Origin of the sequence: Sporosarcina sp. 6E9, from assembly GCF_017921835.1 — a bacterium.
In the GTDB taxonomy this organism is placed as follows: Bacteria; Bacillota; Bacilli; order Bacillales_A; family Planococcaceae; genus Sporosarcina.
In genome coordinates this window covers 724,629-748,053 of the sequence record NZ_JAGEMN010000001.1, presented here as the reverse complement: position 1 = coordinate 748,053, position 23,425 = coordinate 724,629, and the positions used below count along the sequence as shown (strand labels likewise).

The 23,425-nt window shown below is 40.2% G+C and carries 18 protein-coding genes, 1 pseudogene and 1 other annotated feature; of the genes and pseudogenes, 1 reads left to right on the top strand and 18 read right to left on the bottom strand.

Annotated features, from left to right (window positions below; all coding sequences use genetic code 11):
* Positions 1 to 60: 60 nt before the first annotated feature.
* The 17 genes from J4G36_RS03920 to J4G36_RS03840 all read right to left on the bottom strand — a co-directional run bounded on the left by J4G36_RS03920 (position 61) and on the right by J4G36_RS03840 (position 21,663).
* Complete coding sequence (locus J4G36_RS03920) at positions 61 to 1,485, bottom strand: pilus assembly PilX N-terminal domain-containing protein (RefSeq protein ID WP_210468766.1); 1,425 nt, start codon at positions 1,483 to 1,485, stop codon at positions 61 to 63.
* Positions 1,478 to 1,951 carry a PilW family protein gene (locus J4G36_RS03915; protein WP_210468765.1) on the bottom strand — a complete coding sequence of 158 codons (474 nt, stop codon included), beginning with the start codon at positions 1,949 to 1,951 and terminating at the stop codon, positions 1,478 to 1,480. Before J4G36_RS03915 ends, J4G36_RS03920 begins: the two co-directional genes overlap by 8 nt.
* Positions 1,944 to 2,405, bottom strand: coding sequence for a prepilin-type N-terminal cleavage/methylation domain-containing protein (locus J4G36_RS03910; protein ID WP_210468764.1), 462 nt, complete (start codon positions 2,403 to 2,405; stop codon positions 1,944 to 1,946). Before J4G36_RS03910 ends, J4G36_RS03915 begins: the two co-directional genes overlap by 8 nt.
* A 229-nt stretch (positions 2,406 to 2,634) precedes the next feature.
* Positions 2,635 to 3,776 (bottom strand): IS3 family transposase gene (locus J4G36_RS03905; protein WP_483315878.1). Its coding sequence is split into 2 segments (ribosomal slippage): positions 2,635 to 3,503 and positions 3,503 to 3,776, totalling 1,143 coding nucleotides; the frame shifts between segments, so codons are not numbered across the junction.
* Positions 3,777 to 3,897: 121 nt separating this feature from the next.
* Positions 3,898 to 6,549 carry a valine--tRNA ligase gene (locus J4G36_RS03900; protein WP_210468763.1) on the bottom strand — a complete coding sequence of 884 codons (2,652 nt, stop codon included), beginning with the start codon at positions 6,547 to 6,549 and terminating at the stop codon, positions 3,898 to 3,900.
* A gap of 51 nt (positions 6,550 to 6,600) precedes the next feature.
* Positions 6,601 to 6,831, bottom strand: a binding site (T-box leader).
* A gap of 208 nt (positions 6,832 to 7,039) precedes the next feature.
* Entirely contained in the window at positions 7,040 to 7,714 is a 675-nt protein-coding gene (locus J4G36_RS03895; protein ID WP_210468762.1) for a hypothetical protein, read from the bottom strand.
* A gap of 557 nt (positions 7,715 to 8,271) precedes the next feature.
* Complete coding sequence (gene hemL / locus J4G36_RS03890; RefSeq protein ID WP_210468761.1) at positions 8,272 to 9,564, bottom strand: glutamate-1-semialdehyde 2,1-aminomutase; 1,293 nt, start codon at positions 9,562 to 9,564, stop codon at positions 8,272 to 8,274.
* Positions 9,565 to 10,554, bottom strand: a complete 990-nt coding sequence (hemB, locus tag J4G36_RS03885; protein WP_483315877.1) for a porphobilinogen synthase — start codon at positions 10,552 to 10,554, stop codon at positions 9,565 to 9,567.
* Positions 10,538 to 11,305: a uroporphyrinogen-III synthase gene (locus J4G36_RS03880; protein WP_210468759.1), complete on the bottom strand. Its 768-nt coding sequence runs from the start codon at positions 11,303 to 11,305 to the stop codon at positions 10,538 to 10,540. Before J4G36_RS03880 ends, hemB begins: the two co-directional genes overlap by 17 nt.
* Complete coding sequence (hemC, locus tag J4G36_RS03875) at positions 11,292 to 12,227, bottom strand: hydroxymethylbilane synthase (RefSeq protein ID WP_210468758.1); 936 nt, start codon at positions 12,225 to 12,227, stop codon at positions 11,292 to 11,294. The genes J4G36_RS03880 and hemC overlap by 14 nt, the downstream gene beginning before the upstream one ends.
* 27 nt (positions 12,228 to 12,254) lie before the next feature.
* Positions 12,255 to 13,085, bottom strand: a complete 831-nt coding sequence (gene ccsA, locus J4G36_RS03870) for a cytochrome c biogenesis protein CcsA (protein ID WP_210468757.1) — start codon at positions 13,083 to 13,085, stop codon at positions 12,255 to 12,257.
* Positions 13,086 to 13,192: 107 nt separating this feature from the next.
* Positions 13,193 to 14,557, bottom strand: coding sequence for a glutamyl-tRNA reductase (hemA, locus tag J4G36_RS03865; RefSeq protein ID WP_210468756.1), 1,365 nt, complete (start codon positions 14,555 to 14,557; stop codon positions 13,193 to 13,195).
* Between the two features lie 315 nt (positions 14,558 to 14,872).
* Positions 14,873 to 15,454 carry a ribosome biogenesis GTP-binding protein YihA/YsxC gene (yihA, locus tag J4G36_RS03860; RefSeq protein WP_210468755.1) on the bottom strand — a complete coding sequence of 194 codons (582 nt, stop codon included), beginning with the start codon at positions 15,452 to 15,454 and terminating at the stop codon, positions 14,873 to 14,875.
* Positions 15,441 to 17,777, bottom strand: a complete 2,337-nt coding sequence (lon, locus tag J4G36_RS03855; RefSeq protein ID WP_368668718.1) for an endopeptidase La — start codon at positions 17,775 to 17,777, stop codon at positions 15,441 to 15,443. Before lon ends, yihA begins: the two co-directional genes overlap by 14 nt.
* A 102-nt stretch (positions 17,778 to 17,879) precedes the next feature.
* Positions 17,880 to 19,145 (bottom strand): ATP-dependent protease ATP-binding subunit ClpX, encoded by a 1,266-nt coding sequence (gene clpX / locus J4G36_RS03850; protein WP_210468753.1) that lies wholly within the window; start codon positions 19,143 to 19,145, stop codon positions 17,880 to 17,882.
* Between the two features lie 148 nt (positions 19,146 to 19,293).
* Positions 19,294 to 20,580, bottom strand: a complete 1,287-nt coding sequence (tig, locus tag J4G36_RS03845; protein ID WP_210468752.1) for a trigger factor — start codon at positions 20,578 to 20,580, stop codon at positions 19,294 to 19,296.
* A gap of 108 nt (positions 20,581 to 20,688) precedes the next feature.
* Positions 20,689 to 21,663 (bottom strand): tetratricopeptide repeat protein, encoded by a 975-nt coding sequence (locus J4G36_RS03840; RefSeq protein WP_210468751.1) that lies wholly within the window; start codon positions 21,661 to 21,663, stop codon positions 20,689 to 20,691.
* 310 nt (positions 21,664 to 21,973) lie between these two features.
* Here J4G36_RS03840 and J4G36_RS03835 point away from each other — a divergent pair, with 310 nt between their 5' ends.
* Positions 21,974 to 23,167: a chromate transporter gene (locus J4G36_RS03835; RefSeq protein WP_210468750.1), complete on the top strand. Its 1,194-nt coding sequence runs from the start codon at positions 21,974 to 21,976 to the stop codon at positions 23,165 to 23,167.
* A gap of 51 nt (positions 23,168 to 23,218) precedes the next feature.
* On the opposite strand, the pseudogene J4G36_RS03830 reads toward J4G36_RS03835, so the two are convergent.
* Positions 23,219 to 23,416, bottom strand: a pseudogene (locus tag J4G36_RS03830) (DUF2935 domain-containing protein); the annotation flags it as partial.
* Positions 23,417 to 23,425: the final 9 nt, after the last annotated feature.

The following is a 23,425-nucleotide window of genomic DNA, read 5'->3' as shown; positions in this document are numbered from 1 at the left end:
TATTTTACAACTCTTGGACTTTCACTGAATTCCTAATTAATACACCAATCTTATATAATTTTATTTTGATACTTCTTTTAAAGTTTGTTTTGTGAATGTGGCTTTTCCAGCACTATTACTTCCTGGAAAAAACGGGGTATCTCCCAAATCTATATCTTTAGTAGTTACTTTAGCGCCCCCAGTAATTTTAAATATATTAGATATAACTGAACCAGTTAAAGCTCCACTTCCGCTTAATTCCACAACTGCATTAGGTGCATAGACTACGTAGCCTTTTGAAGTTGTAGCACTCGAATGTCCTGATAACTTTACACTTTTGCCACCTGTAACAATGTGCGCGCTTTTACCCAAAGAGCCTGCTAGCTCAATATTCGCATCTATAGCATAAATAGAAGCTTTAAATACGCCATGGTCGGAACCTTTTATTGTTTTTGGGTTCGTTGGCTCATTAGATTTTCCAATATAAATAAAGGTATTATCATTTCCATTCAGATTAAAATTTCCGCTTATAGCGATGTTGTCTTTTAAATAAATTGTTAAACTTCCACTACCTTTGACTTCGATATGACCTGAACCTTTGATACTATTAACTACAATTGATATATCTTTACTTCCAATATCTAATGTTAATGTAGAGTAACTACTAATCACAATATTATTAAATTGGTAATTCGAATCTAAAATCAACTTTTGCGTTATCCCACTACTAACATTCCCTAGTTGGTCTACTTTTGAATGTAACATCTTTGGATACTCTGGAAAATCAGGAAATGGTGGAAGTGGAAATTCTAGTACTTGACTATGTTTCTCTATTACCGGTTTTTTGTTGTTTCTCCACCATTCAGGAGCTTGAAAACCATCAGAGCATCCATTTTGGGGTATTATTATTTTACCTTTAATAGTAGGATCTCCATCCACAATTATAGAATTGCAAGTATTATTAAATCCTAGCATAATATCTCCGAGAATTTCACCATTAGTTAATTGCATTTTATTCGCAGAATAGACTGCAATACCCTTTGGAACAGATATTCCATTTTCACCTTTTTCGAAACTTACAGTAAAAGTACCTTCTACTTTTCTTGATTTACTTCCAATTTTTCCAGTGGAAATAATATGATATTCCGGTGAATTCTCCAAATTAATTTCCACTTCTGCAATGGCTTGGGTCTTTGGAAAATCGACATTTTTATCTAACTTTCTCATATAATCTTCCAGTTTTTCAAAAAACTCTGCTTCGGATGGTTGTTCCGCGGATAAAAGCTGAGTTTTTTTATCTATAATCCCCAGTATTTTTGTTGCTCCACCTTCAGCAATATAAAATGCGGATTGATCATCACGTTCACTTATAGAAACTTGCATTATATTTGACGTTGTTGCAATAACGCCGACCCCAAGTATTGATAATACAATCAGTACCATTAACACTCCTAAAAGTGTAAAGCCTCGTTCATTTTTAATTGGAGTGCAACTTCGTTTATTCATTTAAGTTCTCTCCTCTAATAAATATTTCTGTTGTTATTTCTTCTGTTGACCTTTTACCTTCTAAATACTTCCCTTTAATTGTAAGTAAAAGTATGTTTTTTTTATCTACGGTAGATCCTTTAGGATGAACTATAAATTCCGATATTTCCTTAACTATTGGACTACCATTCATCACTAGCGATGTACTTTGTTTTTTAAATACAATCTCATTTTGCTTGCCACGATTTAATGTTAAAATATCGCCTTCAGCATTAACGGTTTCTGCCTTTCTAACCTCTTTAGTAATCATTTTTGCTGCATATGAAACGTCAAATAGATTCTTTGAATTTTCTGATTGGTCATTACTTTGTTTATGTCCAAATATATGTATATTACTAATTAATATTAGCATTAATGATCCAATAACAATAACGGCGAGTAATTCAACAAGTGTTATTCCACGATCATTTTCCAGATATTTATTCATCCACATCCGCCTCCCAATATAAAATTGTTTCCATTTGGGCTTGGACTTTTTCATCATTTTGACTTTCTCGTACAACCACAATAATACCTATTAAGTCGTCAATTATTTTTTCTTCTTCCAGCTTTACATCCTTAAATCTAACTTCAATATACATATTATTTTTATTCGTATAATAATGTTTTTTTATTTCATCAAATTGATATAGCGATTTCATAGCCGTTTTCCTATCGATAAAATCTGGATTTCTACTAACAGCATATATATTTTCCATTTCCGTCTGTGCAATATAAGTTGCATCTATGATTTCTTCTGACTTTTTATTAGTTTTGGCTGATTGGACAAACATCATTAAAAAAGTGGTTAATAGTAAGGTTAATATAACGATTGAAGCAAGCACCTCAACTAAAGAAATTCCTTTTTCATTTGCTTTCCACTTTAATTTGAATATTCCCATATTTACCATCCTTTTCTCCAATATGTACAAATTTCTAATCTATTACTTTCATGTCAGACCGATTATATTTAACTAATATAAGTAAACTGTATCACAGAATAGTAATTTTTAGCAAAAAGGATTCACTATGGTATTCCAACAACTTTGATAATACGACAAAAATCACACAAAAACACCCTATTGAAAATGGCACTGACTAACTTTTTTGAGACATTAAGAAAACACCTTATTATGCAGCCAGTTGACGGAATTGTACCGGTGACTGGCTGTTTAGTTTCGTTTGAATTCGGATATTGTTATAATAGTCAATGTACTCTTCGACGATTTGTATCACTCTTGCATTGGTTGTGCGAAAGATATCGTCGAGATAGAACGTTTCAGACTTTAGCGAGGAATGAAACGTTTCAATTGGGGAATTATCTGCTGGCGTGCCTTTTCTGGACATGCTCATGGTAATTCCTTTTTTTTTGACTGCCCTCTGATAGGCATAAGATGTGTAAACCGAACCTTGATCACAATGCAATATACAGTCTTCCGGCAAGTCAGGTAATTGATTTAAGGTATCAAGGACAAACGCGGTGTCCTGAGTGAACCCAACGATCCGCGCCACGATCTCTCCATTAAAAACATCAAAGATACTTGAAAGATACATCATTGATTGCCCGAAGGGCAAGTACGTAATATCAGTAAGTAGCTTTTCTAGTGGCCGAGTCGCGGAAAAGTCACGCTCCAACAAATTCGGTGCGACATATGCGGGTTGCCCGGTTCGCTTGCGTTTTTTAACCTTCACTCGGCATTGCCAACCGTATTGTTGCATAACTCGCTGAACCGTCTTCTTACAGGCTCCAGGGTACAAGTCAGCTATCTTCCGGTATCCATATCTAAATTTGTGTTTCTTGCATAAGAAGCCAATTTGTTGGTTGCGTTCCTCCTTTGGTGTCAGTTTGTCTGCATCTTTCTTCCACCGATAATACGATGAGCGACTTACGCCCAAATGATGACATACTTCACCTATTGGCATAGATCCTTTTAATTCATCCACTAATCGTAAAACTATTTTTGGTTCCACCTCCTTTCCAATTCCGCGTACTTTTTTAATACTTCAATCTGTTGTTTCAAAAAACGGTTTTCTGCCAGTAGACTGGCTGTTTCATTTTCATATTCGGGTCCTTTGCCGTAGGCATATTGCTTACCAACAGGTTGCTTAAGACGGAATAGTTCTCCGTTTCGATACCACCGCATCCATGTTTTAAGCTGCGTATAATTTCTAATATTTAATTCATCCATAACTTCTTTTACGGGCACTCCAGCTAACCGCATTTCTATCGCCTTCATTTTTACTTCAATGGGATAACTTACTCTTGTTCCCATAGAAAAAACACCTCCACGTTGTTTAGTTGGGTATCTATACCCGTTTTTCAACGAAAGGTGTTTTATTTTGTCTCATTTTTTTAGGTCAGTGCAAATTCCAATAGGGTGTTTAATGTCGATATTAAATCTCTTTCAATTCTTTCATACGCTTCTCAACAGTCGCGTATTTTTCGAGATAATCTTTTTCTTTTGCACGTTCTTCCGCTACTACAGCTTCTGGTGCATTGTTGACGAAGCGTTCGTTCGCGAGTTTGCCTTGGACAAGTTTGACTTCACTTTCCCATTTCTTCAACTCTTTTGCTAAACGTGCTAGTTCTTCGTCAATATTCAACAAGCCTTCAAGTGGTAAGAACAACTCAGCACCTGTAATGACTGCTGACATTGTTTTGCCTGGTGCTGCAATTCCTTTACCGATTGTTAATGGTTTAGGATTACAGAAACGCTCGATGTATTTTCGGTTCGTTTCGAAAATCTCAGCTGTTTTATCGTCTCTTGTTGAAATATAGAGCGGAACTTCTTTGCTCATTGGCGTATTCACTTCTGCACGGATGTTTCGAACAGAACGAATGATGTCCATCAGCAATTTCATGTCAGATGCACGCTCTTTATTCGACAAGGACTCATCAACTGTTGGCCACGGCGCGATTGTAATTGATTCGCCTTCGTGTGGTAGGTTCTGCCAGATTTCTTCGGTGATGAATGGCATGAACGGGTGTAGAAGACGCATTGTATTGTCTAGAACATACGCGAGTACTGAACGCGTCATCTTTTTCGCTGCTTCATCTTCGCCGTATAATGGCAGTTTCGCCATTTCGATGTACCAATCACAGAAATCATCCCAAATGAATGTGTAAAGTGCACGGCCTACTTCGCCGAACTCGTACTTATCAGCAAGATTTGTTACTTGCTCGATGGTTTCGTTTAAACGCGTTAAGATCCATGTGTCTGCAACGGATTTTTCGCCTGATAAATCGATTTCATCATAGGTCATTCCGTCCATATTCATCAGCGCGAAACGGGATGCGTTCCAGATTTTATTGGCAAAGTTCCAGTTGGATTCAACTTTATCCATGGAGAAGCGGATGTCTTGCCCTGGTGATGCGCCTGTTGAAAGTGTATAACGAAGTGCGTCTGCACCGTATTTCTCGATGACTTCCATCGGATCGATTCCATTGTCGAGTGATTTCGACATTTTTCTGCCTTCAGAATCTCGAACGAGACCATGGATTAACACATCTTCAAATGGACGTTCTCCTGTAAATTCGAGTGCTTGGAAAATCATGCGTGACACCCAGAATGCGATAATATCATATCCTGTAATAAGTGCATTTGTCGGGTAATAGCGTTTGAATTCTTCGTTGTCCAAATCAGGCCAACCCATTGTTGAAAATGGCCATAACGCAGATGAGAACCAAGTATCTAGGACATCTTCATCTTGTTTCCAGTTTTCTATGTCCGCTGGAGGTTCACTTCCAACGTGAACCTCGCCTGTCTCTTTATGGTACCAAGCTGGAATTCTGTGTCCCCACCAAAGTTGACGTGAAATACACCAGTCGTGGATATTTTCCATCCATCTGAGGTATGTGTTTTCAAAACGATTTGGAACGAAATTAACTTTTCCTTCTCCTTTTTGAAGGTCAATTGATGCATCCGCAAGTGGTTTCATCTTAACAAACCATTGCGTTGATAGATACGGTTCAACTACCGCGCCGCTTCGTTCAGAATGACCGACTGAGTGGAGATGTTCTTCGATTTCAAACAGAACACCCATTTCTTGAAGGTCTCTGACGATTTCTTTTCGACATTCAAAACGGTCCATGTCTTTATATTTACCAGCGAGCTCATTCATCGTTCCGTCCTCATTCATCACGAGAACGCGTTCTAAGTTGTGACGGTTTCCGATTTCAAAGTCATTCGGATCATGCGCTGGCGTGATTTTAACCGCCCCGCTTCCAAATTCCATATCCACATAATCATCGGCAATAATTTCAATTTCACGTCCAACGATTGGAAGTGTCACTGTTTTACCGATTAAATGTTTATAACGCTCATCTTCAGGGTGAACCGCAACCGCAGTATCGCCGAGCATCGTTTCAGGACGCGTCGTCGCAATTTCAATGCTGCCAGTGCCATCTGTTAGTGGGTAACGCATATGATAGAATGCACCCTGCACATCTTGGTGGATAACTTCAATATCAGATAAAGCCGTTTTTGTTTTCGGATCCCAGTTAATAATGTATTCACCGCGGTAAATTAGCCCTTTATTGTAAAGTTTGATAAAGACTTCTTGAACCGCTTCTGATAATCCTTTGTCTAATGTGAAACGTTCGCGCGTGTAATCAAGACCAAGACCTAGTTTCGCCCATTGTTCACGGATATGGGAAGCGTATTCTTCTTTCCAATTCCATGTTTCTTCGATGAATTTTTCGCGTCCTAAATCATAGCGTGATTTTCCTTCTGAACGAAGACGTGCCTCAACACGTGCTTGCGTCGCAATTCCTGCATGGTCCATTCCTGGAAGCCATAAGGCATCATACCCTTGCATGCGTTTCATGCGCGTTAAAATATCTTGGAGTGTCGTATCCCAGGCATGCCCGAGATGCAATACACCTGTTACGTTCGGAGGCGGAATGACGATTGTATAAGACTCTTTCCCGCTTTCTGGTTGGGCTTCAAAGTACTTTCCTTCTAGCCACCATTGGTAACGACCATTTTCAATTGTCCCGGGTTCGTATTTAGTAGGCATTGATAATTCTTTATCTTCAGTTGACATGATTAGTTCCTCCTCAATATTTTTTGGAACAAAAAAACTCCATTCGTCTTAAAAAAGGACGAAGGAGTTGTTCGCGGTACCACCTTTATTTGTGCACAGCAAAAAAATGTACACCTCATACTTGTATAACGGCTTCAAACCGGTTTCCACTAATGAAGATCAATCCTGTTCATGGAAACTGCTCACGGGGGACATTCTGTGCATCGTTTACAGGGCCTCTCACCATTGGCACCCTCTCTTTAGAAAATTATGTCACGTACTATTCCCGTTCATCGCATCAATATGCAGTTGAATTGATTATATAGGAATACTGGCGTGTACGTCAAGTAAATCACGAAAGGATTGTGTTATGAGAAAAGGGTATAATCCATATTTACTGCCACCCTGGCTACGGAAATGCAGGTTTTACGCGAAAACCATTATTATTCCGATCGCCGTTTTTCAATTAATTCGCATGTTGATCGTCCCGACTGCCGGCGATTTTCTATTACTATGCTTTCTCGGAGGAATAGCTTTCGCTTTGCACCGGAACATTATTTGAACGGAAAAGCGTTGTTGAAACGCCGTCTTCTAGTCCAGAGAAAAATGAGAGTGTTTCATCGTCTTCATCGTCTGGAATCGAGACGTTTTCATATTTCACAGCGTGTTCTGGTGCAGGTTTTTCTTCAACCACTTCTTCTGTTTCGGCAACTTCAACATTTGAAGGTGATTCTGCCTCGTTAGCCTCGATTTGTTCGCGGCTAGCACTTTCCTCTTGGACAACTATGACTTCTCTGTAAGAACATTGCACTTCCCAAATAACTGCAACCCCGCCTTGTCCTTCCATCTCGCATTGCGCATTGGCGGTTACGATGTTTAAAGGATCATTTGCCTCGGGCGGTAAATCAATATTAAAGGGTACTGCATATTCGAAATAGCCTAAATTTCCATTAAGCTCGACGTCGTCAATTAATATTGTAGACTCTGCTTGTTCAGTTCTAGGTGCTTCTAGGTCAAATTGGACATTCACTGCTAGATGGTAGATGCCAGTCATTCGGACCGATGCTTCGTTGGAGCGATCAATTGTGAACCTCGGCGTTACTCTGACCGACTCTGTACCTGTTGGAGTTCCCGTCGCTTCTGGAAATACAAAGTCCTCTTTCATTTGCCATTGTACAGTTTTCATATTTTTCTCCTCCTATTCCCTCACAAACAATTGTATGCGTGATGATTGGTTGTTAGAAGATGATTTTGGGGAAGTTTATTAAATAAAGTTAAATTCTATTATATATTGACTGCATTTATAATCTTCTTTGAAAAACACTTCGTTGCTTGTGGATGCCTCCCGCTGGATCTTTTTGAAGATTATTAAAGTTGATTGGAGTGGAGGGCGGCGACTCACGCGGAATCAGCGAGACAGACGAGACCCTGGACTGAGTGTAGCGAGGGAAGCGGCTCGGCGCTCGCCCGCAGGAAAGCGCCGCCCGGAACGGAAATCAACGGTATAGGTGAGATTAAAAACCGGTGATTTTTAGTCACTTTAGTCGTTTCGATGATGGTTATAGTCGTTTGAATTTGTTTATAGTCGTTTCATTTATCGCTTTAGTCGTTTGACTATGTGCTTTGGTCGTTTCAACCGTTTTATTGATCGTTTGATGAAAAGGAGCGCAAATTAACGGTATCCATGAAAAAACCGGGTATTGGAACAATAAATTGTCCAAGCACCCGGTATCGATTTAATTATTATCGCGCTAGCTTTGCAAACACTGTATGGAATGCTTCAATCGTTTTCGCAATATGTTCCTCAGTATGCGCAGTTGAAATGAACATACCTTCGAACTGTGATGGTGGTAAGAAGATACCTTCTTCCGCCATTAAGCGGTAGTAATCCGCAAACAACTCAAGATCTGATGTTTTAGCTGCATCGTAATTGATAACTTTTTCATTGGTGAAGAAGAAACCAATCATCGAACCTGCACGGTTTACTGTGTGCGGGATATTATACTTTTCAGCGGCCGCGCGGAAACCTGTTTCAAGTTGGTCACCTAGTTTCATGAAATGATCATAAGATGCTGGCGTCAATTTTTTCAACGTTTCAATACCTGCAGTCATCGCAAGTGGGTTACCAGACAATGTACCTGCTTGATACACAGTTCCTGCTGGTGCAACGTTTTCCATGATTTCTCTAGAAGCACCATACGCACCAACTGGTAGTCCACCGCCAATTACTTTTCCAAGACAAGTAATATCCGGTTGAACATCAAAATGACCTTGCGCACAGTTATATCCTACGCGGAAACCTGTCATAACTTCATCAAAAATAAGCATGGAGCCATTTTCTGTAGTTAATTCACGGAGACCTTCTAGGAATCCTGGCTCTGGTGGGACAACGCCCATATTTCCTGCAACAGGCTCTACAATGATTGCTGCAAGATCGTCTCCGAACTCCTCAATCGCTACCTTCACGCTTTCAAGGTCGTTATAAGCAACCGTTACCGTATTTTTCGCAACTGATTCGGGAACACCTGGGCTATCCGGAAGTCCAAGCGTCGCTACGCCAGAGCCTGCTTTAATTAGTAGAGAGTCGCCGTGTCCGTGGTAGCATCCTTCAAACTTCAAAATGATATTGCGTCCTGTAATGCCTCGTGCAAGACGAAGTGCGCTCATTGTCGCTTCTGTACCCGATGATACCATGCGTACCATTTCAATCGATGGTACACGGTCAATAACGAGTTTCGCAAGCTCATTTTCAGCCAATGTCGGTGCACCGAAACTTGAACCCGTTTCTGCAACACGTTTAATACCTTCAACAACATCTGGATCCGAGTGACCTAAAATTAGTGGGCCCCACGACAGCACGTAGTCGATGTATTCATTGCCGTCAATATCCGTAATCATTGCACCTTTACCGCTTTCCATGAAAATCGGATCCATATTCACCGATTTAAACGCACGTACCGGCGAGTTCACGCCGCCCGGCATTAAGTCTACTGCTTTTTCAAACGCTTGTTTCGAGTTCGTATAATTTTTCTCCAATTATTTTCCCTCCAACCATTTCGCTGCATCTTTTGCATGGTACGTCATAATTAAGTCCGCACCTGCACGCTTCATACTTGTTAGTGTCTCAATAACAATTTCTTGTTCGTTAATCCAACCATTTTGAGCTGCCGCTTTCACCATCGCGTATTCCCCGCTCACATTGTAGGCAACGACTGGCAATGTGAAGTTGTTTTTCACGTCGCGCATGATGTCGAGATATGATAGTGCCGGTTTAACGATTAAGAAATCTGCACCTTCCTCAACATCCGCTTCTGCTTCACGAATTGCTTCCAGTCGGTTTGCCGGGTCCATTTGATACGTTTTACGGTCTCCTGATTGTGGTGATGAATGAGCCGCATCGCGGAATGGGCCGTAATAAGCTGATGCATATTTTACTGCATACGACATAATCGGAATGTTCACAAATCCTGCTTCATCGAGGCCTTTACGAATTGCCGCGACAAATCCATCCATCATATTGGATGGCGCGATAATATCAGCGCCAGCTTTCGCTTGGCTAACTGCTGTTTTCGTCAATAATTCAAGCGACTGGTCATTTAATACATAGCCGTCTTCAAGAACACCGCAGTGCCCGTGGTCTGTATATTGGCATAGACATGTGTCTGCAATCACGACGAGATCCGGATGACGTTCTTTCACAAAACGAGTTGCTTGTTGAACGATTCCTTCCTCTGCATACGCTTGTGTTCCTACTGCATCTTTCACTTTTGGCACACCAAACAAAATAATCGACGGGATACCTAGCGATACCACTTCATCCACTTCAGCAGCTAGATGATCTAGCGACAATTGATAAACGCCTGGCATCGATTCTACTGCATTTTTAATATCATCGCCCTCGACGACAAAAATCGGGTAGATGAAATCTTCTTTTTGTAAAACTGTTTCTCTTACCATTGAACGAAGTGTTCCAGAGTTTCGTAAACGTCTATTGCGACGGAATTTTAAATTATCCAAACGTAACATCCTTTCGGCTCGCCAATTTATCGACGAGGTGTTTTAAAGTATAGGTGTCAGGTCGTACATGAACCGGAGCGCCAGCTTCTTTTAGCGCTTTTTCAGTGACATGTCCAATTGCCCCAATCGTATAACCTTCCCAACCGGTTTTCGGTGCCACTTCTTCCGCGAAAATCTCGACAGCAGATGGGCTCGCAAACAATACCGAAACAGCCTTTTTACGTTGCAATAAATCCACGAGTGCTTCTGTGTTTTCATCGGCTTTTTCGGTTTTATAAATTGTCCACTCATCAACTTCGAACGGCAATTCCTCACTGATTGTAGGTCCTGCAATCGACCCACGCAAAAATAATAATCGACGTATATCATTTTCTTGCGGTTTAAATTCTTTCACAAAAACATCCGCGCTAAATACTGTCGGGATAAATTGCACTGAAAAACCAATTTTCTCTAGTGCCGCGGCGGTGCGTGTGCCAATTGCTGCGACATTTGATGGAATCGAGTCTACAGATAAACCGTGGCGTTTCATTTTCGCATCAAATGCCGATACAGCAGTTTGACTCGTAAATATTAACCAGTCATACGTAGGACTGGCATCCAGTCGTAATTTATCGGTTGGCCCTATTAATTCCGAAACTTTTATGAGCGGAAGAGAAACTGGTTCTCCTCCGTAATGTCTTACTAATTCAAATACATCTTCTGACTTCAGCGTTCCGGTAAAAACGATTTTCTTCCCTTTTAACGGTTCACTTTCCTTCATCCATCTCGGCCATCACTTTCTCAATGACTTCCCCTGCACCTTCAGCTCGCAAAGTTTCGGCAACTTGCCTCCCTGCTTCAACTGGATCTGCGCTCACAACGGAATCTTTAAATACTTGCGTTGCGTCTGGTGAAGCAATGTATCCAGTAAAGTGAATATTTTCCCCGTCATACTGAGCATATCCAGCGATTGGAACTTGGCAAGAACCGTTCATTTCCGTTAAAAATGTACGTTCTGCTTCAATTTCTTTCCATGTTTTATCATCCGAAACTTTTGCAAGTTCAGCTAATAGTTCTTTATCGTCCGAGCGACATTCAATCGCTAATGCCCCTTGACCGACTGCTGGAATGCAATCCTCGACGGACATATATTCAGTGACTACATCGTCTTTCCAGCCAACACGTTTCATTCCTGCAGCAGCAAGTAAAATCGCATCGTATTCGCCATCGCGTAATTTTTTCATGCGCGTTTCAATGTTTCCGCGGATCCATTTAATTTCCAGGTCCGGACGAAGCAATAATAATTGCGAGCTACGGCGTAAGCTTGATGTGCCGACAACCGCGCCGATTGGAAGGTCCAAAAATTTCACATGGCCATTTGAAATGAAAGCATCGCGTGCATCAACACGTGGTGGAATGCAGCCGATCATAAGTTCTTCAGGCAATTCTGCCGGCATGTCTTTTAAGCTATGTACAGCAAAGTCGATTTCTTTATTGATCAGCGCTTGTTGAATTTCTTTCACGAAAAGACCTTTGCCGCCCACTTTAGATAGCATGACATCTAGGATTTGATCACCTTTGGTCACAATTTCTTTGATTTCAAATTCGAATGGCGCGCCTGCCTCTTTCATTTGTTCAATAAACCATTTTGTTTGTGTCATGGCAAGATTACTTCTTCTCGATCCAACGATAATTTTTCTCATTCAACTCAACCTTTCATATGGGGTTTTTTAAACCCAAAAATGGAATCCGGACAATGTGCTGCCCAGAAAGAAATTAATAATAACAAAAAGGAATGCAAATATATTCGCCCATGCGCTATTATTTCCTCTTAGTCTACCTGTGTGCATGGCCAATAAAACCAGGATATATAAAGTTAAGATTAAAAACGAACTGATAATCTTAAAATCAAAGAATGACCATTCACTTAAAACGAGATGCGCCCATTGTGTTCCAAGAATTAAACTGATCATAAGTAGCGGAATACCGATGATGACGCCGACTTTCATGCCGGTTGCAGTTTGTTGTAGCGATGGAAGTCGGACAAATTGTTTCGACCATTTCCGCTTTTTTAATATTTTATATAATAATAAATACAAAATCGCATACACAAATGATATCGCAAAAGCGACATAGGACAAAATCGCGAATGTAATGTGAATGAAAAGAAGTTCAGATATTAAAGCATCTCCAATAGGCGATTGCTTGATTTGCGTACTAGCAAATGTATGTATCGTCATGAAAATAAAGCCGATCACATTCAGAAAGAACACCATATAACTCGGTTTAGAAAATAAATGCAGCAAAATGGATACGGTTATTAATAGCCAAGCGTAGAAATAGATACCTTCAAATAATGATAAAATCGGAAAACGTTTCGTTTCAACAATATACAAAACTAAAGAAGTTGTTTGCATCGTGTAAACAACAATGAGAATCCAAAAAGCGACTCGATGTGCAATTTTATCTTTATTTAAATAGTCGATGAAATAAAAGACAAGACTGAATGCATACAAGATGACCATCCACTCGTGCAGCCTTGTCATCGTAATATCAGCCAAAATGCCTCAGCCCTTCCTGAAATAAAATTCAGTTTAAACGATATAAAAAGGCGTTTCCCCATTTACAGTGTATCATTTGTAATGAGGAAAAGCCCTTTTAGTAATCGTCAAAATGACAAATCAGGTTCCGAGGAAAGGTTGTTTTTCGACCGTGCTGCTAGCCGCTCTTGTGCTAATCTCGCCAATTCCTCTTTTTCCTTTTCAACTTCTTCATCTATCCCGAAAATCTGTTGGAATAACGCTATTTTTTCAGCTGATTTAGAATCCATTGCCATTTCTTTCACTTGCAATATTGGATCTCTTAACAGTTGATTGATGATCGATTTTGTATGCTTACTTAATACTTTTTTCTCGCGTTCGGTCAAATCTGGAATTTTGTTCAACATACTCTCCATCGTTGAACCTTGTATGCGGAGTGCTTTTTCACGTAGAGCCGTAATTACTGGAACGACACCAAGCGTCGCAAGCCATTCATTAAACTCGACAATTTGCCCTTCAATCAATAACCCGATTTTCTCTGCAGCTTTTTCACGTTCCGCAAGATTCGCATCGACTATTCCTTGTAAATCATCAATATCATAAAGAAACACATTTGGAATTTCGCCGATTTTGGGATCAAGATCTCTAGGCACTGCGATATCGATTAAAAATATCGGATTGCCTCGACGCATTTTCTCCACGTTTTTCATTAATTCGTAATCAATAACGAAGTTTGTCGCAGATGTTGAAGTAATTAGGATGTCCGCTTCCAATAATGCGCATTGCAACTCGCTAATTGGCTTCGCGACACCACCAAATTTCTCGGCAATCTCTTCGGCAGTAGAAAATGTCCGGTTCAGGACAGTGACTTTTTCAGCACCGCTACCTTGTAAGTTTTGAAGTGCCAGTTCGCCCATTTCACCTGCACCGAGAATGGCGATATGTTTGTGATTCAATGAACCGAAAATTTGTTTTCCAAGTTCAACAGCCGCATAAGAAATTGACACGGCATTCGCACCGATATCCGTTTCTGAGTGCGCTCGCTTGGAAAATGTCACAGCTTGCTTAAATAACTCATTAAAAACTGTGCCCGTCGTTCCAATAGACTGCGCTTCAAGAAAACTATCTCGGACTTGTCCTAAAATTTGTGTCTCGCCGAGAACCATCGAATCCATTCCCGCTGACACTTTCAATAAATGCTCGATTGCTTTATCGTTCTCATTTATCACAAGATGCGCTTCAAATGATTCGATTGGCACATTGAACCAATCCGCTAAAAAGCGTTTCACATAATAACGTCCTGTATGCAATTGATCGACCACTGCATAGATTTCAGTTCTATTACAAGTCGATATGATTATGTTTTCTAATATGCTTTTTTGTTGTTGCAACGTTTGCATGGCTTCTGCCAATTCTGTTTCAACAAACGCCAACTTCTCTCTTATTTCAACAGGTGCAGTTCGATGGTTAACACCTACTACGATTGTATGCACTTGGCGCTCACACCTTTCACGTTCCATATTCGTTATTACTATTATAACATATTACGTCGTATATTTGATTTCCAATTGTGAACAGCCTATGACTGACACTCGTTTGCTCAACTGATACAAAACTATTCTAAATTAACTTTAACAAGGAATATCATCAAAAACAATGGATGTGCCTATTTTGTCGATATTTGCCAAACGACCAATAAAGCGAGGGAAACGACTAAAGGAAACTACGAAGGGACCATAAACACACACATTCTATTAAACAACAAAAACTCGATTGACAATACATCATCAATCGAGCTATATCAACGATTACATTCTTTTCTTAATTTCTGCCCATGCCTCATCCATCCCAATACCTTTTTCAGATGAAAAGACAATTAGTGGATCTTCGGGACGCATGTTTAGGTTCTCGCGAATGATCTTTTTATGTTTGTTCCAACTACCTTTTGGAATTTTATCGGCTTTCGTTCCAATAATAATTGCTGGTAGTTCGTAATGAACTAAAAACTCATACATGATTTTGTCATCCTTGGTCGGCGGATGACGCAAATCGATAATTTGAACAACAGCTTTCAAGATTTCTCTCTCTGTCAGATATTGATCAATCATTCTCCCCCACGCTGCACGTGAAGATTTAGATACTTGGGCGTAACCGTACCCCGGCACATCGACGAAAAACAATTGTTCTTCTATTTTATAAAAATTCAACGTTTGTGTTTTTCCAGGTTTAGATGACGTGCGCGCAAGGCTTTTACGTCCAATCATCTTATTTATGAATGATGACTTCCCTACATTTGAACGACCCGCGAGTGCAAATTCCGGATAACCTTCAGTCGGATATTGTTCCGGTCTGACTGCACTCATGATCATTTCAACATTATTCACTTTCATTTACTGACGCCTCCAATGCAATTTTAAGCACTTCTTCAACGTCACTAACGAATACAAACGATAATTCCGCGCGAACACTATCAGGAACATCTTCAACATCCCGTTCATTATCACGCGGCAATATTATCGTCGTTAATCCAGCACGATGCGCACTTAATGTTTTTTCTTTTACGCCGCCAATCGGGAGTACCCGACCGCGAAGTGTAATCTCGCCCGTCATGCCAACTTCTCTGCGAATTTTCCGCTTGGTTAACGCTGATACCAAAGCTGTCGCGATTGTAATTCCTGCAGACGGACCATCTTTAGGAACAGCACCTTCTGGAACATGAATATGAATATCACATGTTTCATGGAATAAAGGATCGATGCCGAAATCCTCTGTTTTCGAACGTACGTATGAAAAAGCCGCTTGTGCAGACTCCTTCATGACATCGCCCAATTTCCCAGTAAGTATTAGATCTCCTTTACCCGGAGACAATGACACTTCAATTTGCAATGTATCGCCACCGACTTGCGTATAAGCTAGTCCGGTCGCAACACCAACCTGATTTTCAGACTCAGCCAGTCCATATCTGAATTTCTTTTTACCTAAAATGCTTTCCAGCGTGTTCGCAGTAATAATCACACGTTTCTTTTCATTCGTGACAATTTGTTTTGCCGCTCTTCTGCAAATCGCCGCAATCTGACGCTCCATGCTTCGAACGCCAGCTTCACGTGTGTAATAACGAATAATATTTAAAATCGCTTCATCATTAATGCGAAGCTGCGAACCCGTCAGTCCATGTTCTTTCATTTGCTTCGGAATTAAATGATTTTTTGCAATCGAACTTTTCTCGATTTCCGTATAACCTGCGATAGTGATAATTTCCATCCGATCGCGTAAAGGTCCCGGTATCGGCCCCAAATCATTCGCAGTTGCGATGAATAACACATCCGATAAATTATACGGTTCTTCAATATAATGGTCACTGAAAGTCGCATTTTGTTCAGGATCAAGCACCTCAAGCATCGCTGATGATGGATCGCCTCTAAAATCATTCGACATTTTATCAATTTCATCGAGTAAAAATACAGGATTGATTTTACCGGCTTTTTTCATCCCTTGAATGATTCGACCCGGCATTGCCCCGACATAAGTACGTCGATGTCCGCGTATTTCAGATTCATCACGGACACCGCCGAGTGAAATTCGAACGAATTTGCGGTCTAGAGATTCCGCGATTGAACGTGCAAGTGAAGTTTTACCCACACCTGGAGGTCCTGCCAAACATAGTATTGGCCCACGCAAGGAATTTGTTAATTGACGAACCGCTAAATATTCAAGTATCCGTTCTTTAACTAATTCAAGTCCTTCGTGATCGCGATTTAATATTTCTTCGGAATGATTAATATCGAGCTGGTCTTTTGTCGCATCTGACCAAGGCAAGTTAACAAGCCACTCTATATAATTTCGAATAACGCCACTTTCCGCCGATGCAGCTGGAACTTTTTCATATCGATCGAGTTCTCGCTCTGCAGCTTCCTTTACGCCGGCTGGCATATCCGCTTCTTCAATACGCGCTTGAAGTTCGGCGACTTCCAATCCTTTGCCGTCTTTATCTCCAAGCTCAGTTTGAATCGCTTTCATCTGTTCCCGCAAATAAAATTCTTTTTGCGTTCTTTCCATGGCTTCTTTAACGCGCGCATTGATTTTGTTTTCTAATTCAAGAACTTCCTGCTCATTATGTAATTGGCCAATCAGCCATTCATAGCGTTTTTTCACGTCGAATAGTTCTAGAAGTTCTTGTTTCGCCTCGATTTTCAGCGGTAAATGAGATGTAATCGTATCCGCAAGTCGTCCAGGTTCAATGATTTTAGCTACTGAGTCATACGTTTCTTTTTTGATTTTTCTTGATATTTTGGAATACTTCTCAAAATAGGAAAGCAGCGTTCTCATTAATGCTTCCATTTCAAAATCTATTTCAACACTGTCAGCTATACCCGTTATGCTTGCGACAGAAAAATCTTCTTTTTCTTCATACTTAGTCCATTCAGCACGTTCGACACCTTCGATTAAGACACGATACGTCCCATTCGGCAACTCGGTCATTGATTTTACATAAGCAAGTGTTCCGACATCATAAAGATCTTCAGGGGTTGGATCTTCAACAGTCTCATCTTTTTGCGTCGCAAGAAAAATTAGGCTGTCTTGTTCTATAGAATATTCTATCGCCGCAATGGAGCGCACTCTACCAACATCGATATGTAAGATCATTGTTGGATAAACTAGGACACCGCGAAGTGGCAATAATGGTATTTCATTTTTTGTAGTCGTTGTTGTCACGTCCATGTCACCTCCATAATTAACTAGTTAGATGGCAAAAAGCCGGCACCAGAAAAGCGCAAGTGTACATACGCATTTGGTGCCAGCTTCAACCTTTTTGCATTACGCCGAGGTTTTACCATTCATTAAAACAAATTCAGAGCCATCGTCCCGCAGTAAAGTTGGACTTCCTTCTCCGATGACTGAATCGCGCGTAATGATGCATTCAGTTACTTCTTCAAGAGATGGCAGTTCGTACATTACATCCAGCATAATATTTTCAATTATCGAACGTAATCCACGAGCACCCGTTTTCCGTTCAATTGCAGCTTTTGCAATTTCAAGCAATGCATCCTCTTCGAATCGAAGCACGACATCATCAAGTTCAAGCATTTTTTGGTACTGTTTTACAATTGCATTTTTCGGTACCGTCAGAATTTGATAAAGCGTCTCCTCATCTAAAGGTTCTAAGCTTGCGAGAACAGGCAAACGACCGATGAACTCTGGTATCAAACCGAAGTTTTGAAGGTCTTCTGGAATTAGTTTCGATAATATCGAATCTTGTTCCTCGATCGTGTTTGGTTCTGAACCAAATCCGATGAGTTTTTGACCCATTCTCCGTTTGATGATTTCATTAATCCCATCGAATGCGCCTCCTACAATAAAGAGGATGTTCGTTGTATCGATTTGAATGAATTCTTGATGCGGATGCTTACGTCCGCCTTGTGGTGGAACGCTTGCAACTGTCCCTTCAAGAATTTTGAGAAGAGCTTGTTGAACACCTTCACCAGAGACATCACGTGTTATCGAAGCGTTCTCTGATTTACGTGCAACTTTGTCGATTTCATCGATGTAAATAATACCACGTTCTGCTTTTTCAACATCATAATCAGCAGCTTGGATTAACTTCAGTAGGATATTTTCAACGTCTTCACCAACATACCCTGCTTCAGTAAGTGATGTTGCGTCAGCAATCGCAAACGGGACATCAAGTATGCGTGCAAGTGTTTGTGCTAGTAAAGTTTTACCGCTCCCAGTTGGACCGATTAGAACGATGTTCGATTTCGCTAGTTCCACGTCATCGACTTTACTACCAGAATTTACACGTTTATAATGATTATAAACAGCGACAGATAGTGACTTTTTGGCTCTATCCTGTCCAATTAGGTATTCATCAAGTATGCTTTGTATATCTCTTGGTTTTGGAACGTCTTTTAGCTCGAATCCTTCTTCTAAGCCAACTTCCTCTTCCACGATTTCAGCACAAAGTTCAACACATTCATCACAAATATAAACCCCTTGCCCAGCGACAAGTTTACGGACCTGCTCCTGAGATTTCCCACAAAACGAACAGTTTAAGTTGTCTTTTTCATCATTAAATTTGAACATTATGCTCACCCCTATTCAAGTGACAATATTACAAGACTCCAGAAGTATAATCAACTAATTAGTATTCAGTATAACTTTAAGTTAGAACCGAATTGCCCCTATGTAAAACAAGGTACGGTATACCGTACCTTGTCCTTATTGCTAAATATTATTCAGTAATCTTTGCATTTTCTACAAGCAATTCAACTGTTTTATTAAAACGAAGATCGTTTTCTAAAACGCGTGTACCGCCAAGTGCTGTTTTAATTTGTTCAATTTCCATGCCGAACTGATCAGCCATTTTTTGAAGTTCTACATTAATATCTTCTTCAGCAACCTCAACTTTTTCAGCTTCGCCGATTGCTTCAAGCGTCAATGAAACGCGAACACGGTTTAAAGCGTCGTCTTGCATTTGTGCGCGAAGTGCTTCTTCGTCTTGACCAGAGAACTGGAAGTATAGCTCAAGGTTCATGCCTTGTTGTTCTAGACGTTGACCGAATTCTTCCATCATGCGTTCTACTTCAGATTCAACCATTACTTCTGGAATATCGATTTCTGCGTTACGAGTTGCAGCTTCTACAAGGTCATCGCGAAGTGCAGTTTCAGAAGCGCTAAGTTTTTCCTGAGTCGTTTTTTCTTTCAATTTCGTGCGAAGTTCGTCGAGTGTTTCAACCTCTTCGTCAATTTCTTTTGCAAGCTCATCATTGAGTTCAGGAATTTCTTTACCTTTGATCTCAGTAACTTTTACTTCGAAAGTAGCAGGTTTTCCTGCAAGCTCTGCTGCATGGTATTCTTCAGGGAATGTTACTTCGATTTCTTTCTCTTCTCCGACTTTCATGCCGATCATTTGTTCTTCAAATCCTGGGATGAAAGATCCTGAACCAATTTCTAGGTCGAAGTCTTGTGCTTCTCCGCCTTCGAATGGCTCTCCGTCAGAGAATCCTTTAAAGTTTAGTTTGACGCTATCGCCGTTTTCCACTTCACCGTCTTCTTTAACAACGAGTTCAGCGAATGCTGTTTGGCTATCTTTTAATTGTTGTTCAATTTCTTCGTCTGTAACTTCTGTGTCTTGACGTTTAACTTCAAGGCCTTTATAGTCGCCAAGCTTCACTTCAGGTTTCACTGTAACAACCGCTTTGAAAATAAGGGCTTTCCCTTTTTCCAATTGTTCAATATCGATTTCAGGACGATCTACAGGATCAATTCCTGCTTCTTCAACCGCTAAACCATAAGCTTCCGGTAAAATGAAATCGAGTGCTTCGTTGTAAAGTGATTCCACACCATACATTTTCTCAAACATTTGACGTGGCATTTTTCCTTTACGGAATCCTGGTGCTGCAACATCCTTAACTACTTTTTTAAACGCTTTATCAAGACCTTCTTTTACTTTTTCAGCAGGCACCTCTACAGTAAGTGTACCTTTGTTACCTTCTTCTTTTTCCCATTTAACTGACATATTAAAAACCTCCGAATCTTATTGGTGAATCTATTTTTGCTCGTATATTCTTTTTTAACAACTCTTTCAGTATAGCATACTGACCTCATCTTTCAACAATTTTACAAATTACTCAAAGTTAGATAAGTCGTCTATTTCTTTGATGAATGCGTGAAGCGATGTATTCGGTAATTCTTCCCCCGTGAAAAGGCATTCTATGTATTGTACGTATGCAATTGCGACTTCTTCTTCATCATATTGTCCCCAACTAAATGGAAAGGCGGTGATGGCGAATTTCTCAATTAAACTTTTAGCCATTTCAAATCGTGATGGATCTTTAACTAGGTATTCTTCTACTGTCGATAATACGTTGATCGTGAATGGGTCTTGACCAGGCAATGGCATTCCTGCGGGCACAATGGCTAATTCATCCCCAAACTTTTTGATGGTTACCTCTTTCGAATAACCGGATTGTTGAAGGAGTGTTATTGCAAATGTAACAATAAGCGGCGATAAATGCACGCTTTCCACAATATCTTCTAATACTGGAATCATTGCGCGAAGATCTGTTCCTTCTAATGATGCAAGTGTATGTTGTTGCGTATAGATATCCATTTCCAGAAAATCTTCGAATGTGAAGATTGCTTCTGCAGGATTGGTTTCGTCGGGCGTATAGCGCGAAGACAATCGACTATTTAACTCTCTCAGGTAAGTAAATTTCGTTAGTAATTCATGCGGAATAATGCCTTCTTCCAAGAGTGTGTCGATTGTCATTTCAACTTCTTCATATTCTTGAAGTTGAATGCTAATTGTTAAATACAGTTCCATCGCATCGATATAGCTGGTGGTGCCACTATGAAGAAGCCTGGCTGCGATTTCCCGCGCACGCTCGAAATCTTTTGTTTCATACAGCGCGACTGCATACGGTCCCAGGAACTCAGGATAATCGGGTTCATAAATAATCGCTTGGTCAAATGCCTCAACCGCTTTTTCAAATTGTTTATGTTTTACGCAGTCGATTCCTTTTGCTACTAACCTTTCAAAGGTTCCAGGAAATACGATAACATTTTCACTTTTACGAAGCCTACCGTACTTTTTGCGCATAATCACTCACCTCAATCTAATATTACTTCTTGGACATCGTTGATTTCCATTCCGGGCGAACGCTTTCCTGCACATCAATCAACTCTTTTGAATCAATATGTATAACCATTGTCTAAATCGAAACTACGTATGTATTTACAACGGTAAATTCTTTTTTAGTATATCCATTAACAGCCATATTATCAACTAACCCACAACTATTGATCAAGCAGATGTTAAGTCTTTGTAAATATTTCTTTATTTTGGTCAAGACAAATCAAAATAATGTTATAGTGTCTAGAATTACTATTTATAGATAAGGGAGTTATCAGTGAAAAATAATAATAATAAAAGGTTCAAATCACTTTGGGAACTATTCTTAATTTCAACGCGACTGGGATTGACGTCGTTCGGTGGACCTACAGCCCATTTAGGTTATTTTCACGAGGAATACATACGAAGAAAAAAATGGATGGATGAAAAAACTTATGCGGATTTAGTCGCCTTGGCACAATTCCTGCCCGGTCCCGCAAGTAGCCAAGTAGGAATCGGGATAGGTGTCATGCGCGCTGGGATCCTTGGTGGAATCGTTTCCTTTATAGGTTTTACATTCCCTTCCGTAATTGCACTCATTCTTTTTGCTACTTTATTAACAAACTATGATGTTGCAGATGCTGGTTGGATTCATGGATTAAAAATCGTTGCAGTTGCCGTAGTAGCGCATGCGATTTTGGGGATGTCAAAGAACTTAACACCCGATCTTAAACGGAAAGCAATTGCATTACTTGCGCTTATCGGGACACTGGTAGCGCAGTCAGCAATTACGCAAGTCGGTGTTATTTTGGTCGCTGCAGTTATTGGCTTCCTTCTATATAATAAGCAGCTGATTGCTTTGGACAAAACAAAATCGAATTTCCCGATTTCCAAAAAAATCTCTGCAATTTGTATTGCATTGTTTTTTGGTTTACTTTTCCTTTTACCGGTTATTAGAGAACAAACTGGTTCTTATTGGATAGCTATGTTCGACAGCTTTTATCGATCCGGATCACTCGTATTCGGAGGCGGTCATGTCGTTTTGCCGTTATTGGAACAAGAATTTGTCCCAACTGGCTGGATAACAGAAGAAGCATTTTTAGCTGGTTATGGTGCTACCCAGGCCGTGCCGGGGCCGCTATTTACTTTCGCAGCATATTTAGGAACTGTCATGAAAGGCTGGGTTGGTGGTTTAGTAGCTACAATCGCTGTATTCCTCCCAGCATTTTTATTAATTCTAGGCGCATTGCCATTTTGGGATCAATTACGCAATAATCCTAAAATTAAAGGCGCGATAATGGGTGTAAATGCCGCTGTTATCGGAATACTAATCGCGGCGCTTTATCATCCGATTTGGACGAGTTCCATACTAACACCCATGGACTTTGCATTGGCAGCCTTATTATTCAGCATGCTGTCCTATTGGAAACTACCGCCGTGGATGATTGTCGTAACAGGCGCAATCGGTGGGATGTTAGTAGTTATTCAATAAGTATAATAAATAAAAGGTTAAGAAATTATTACATTTCTTAACCTTTTTTCATTAAGATTTTACACGTGGTTTTGTCGGATCATCTATTGGTGCAGGTATGTCTGTTGTCTCAGCCAGCTTCATTAGATAATAAGTCTCTTCACGTGCCATATGATCAGCCATCAGTGGCGTCAGCGTTCCGAGCATTTCTTTATTAAGACCCATTTCCTCCAATTCATTTAAAAAGACTTTGAAAAGCTTCATTTCCAAAAAGTGTAG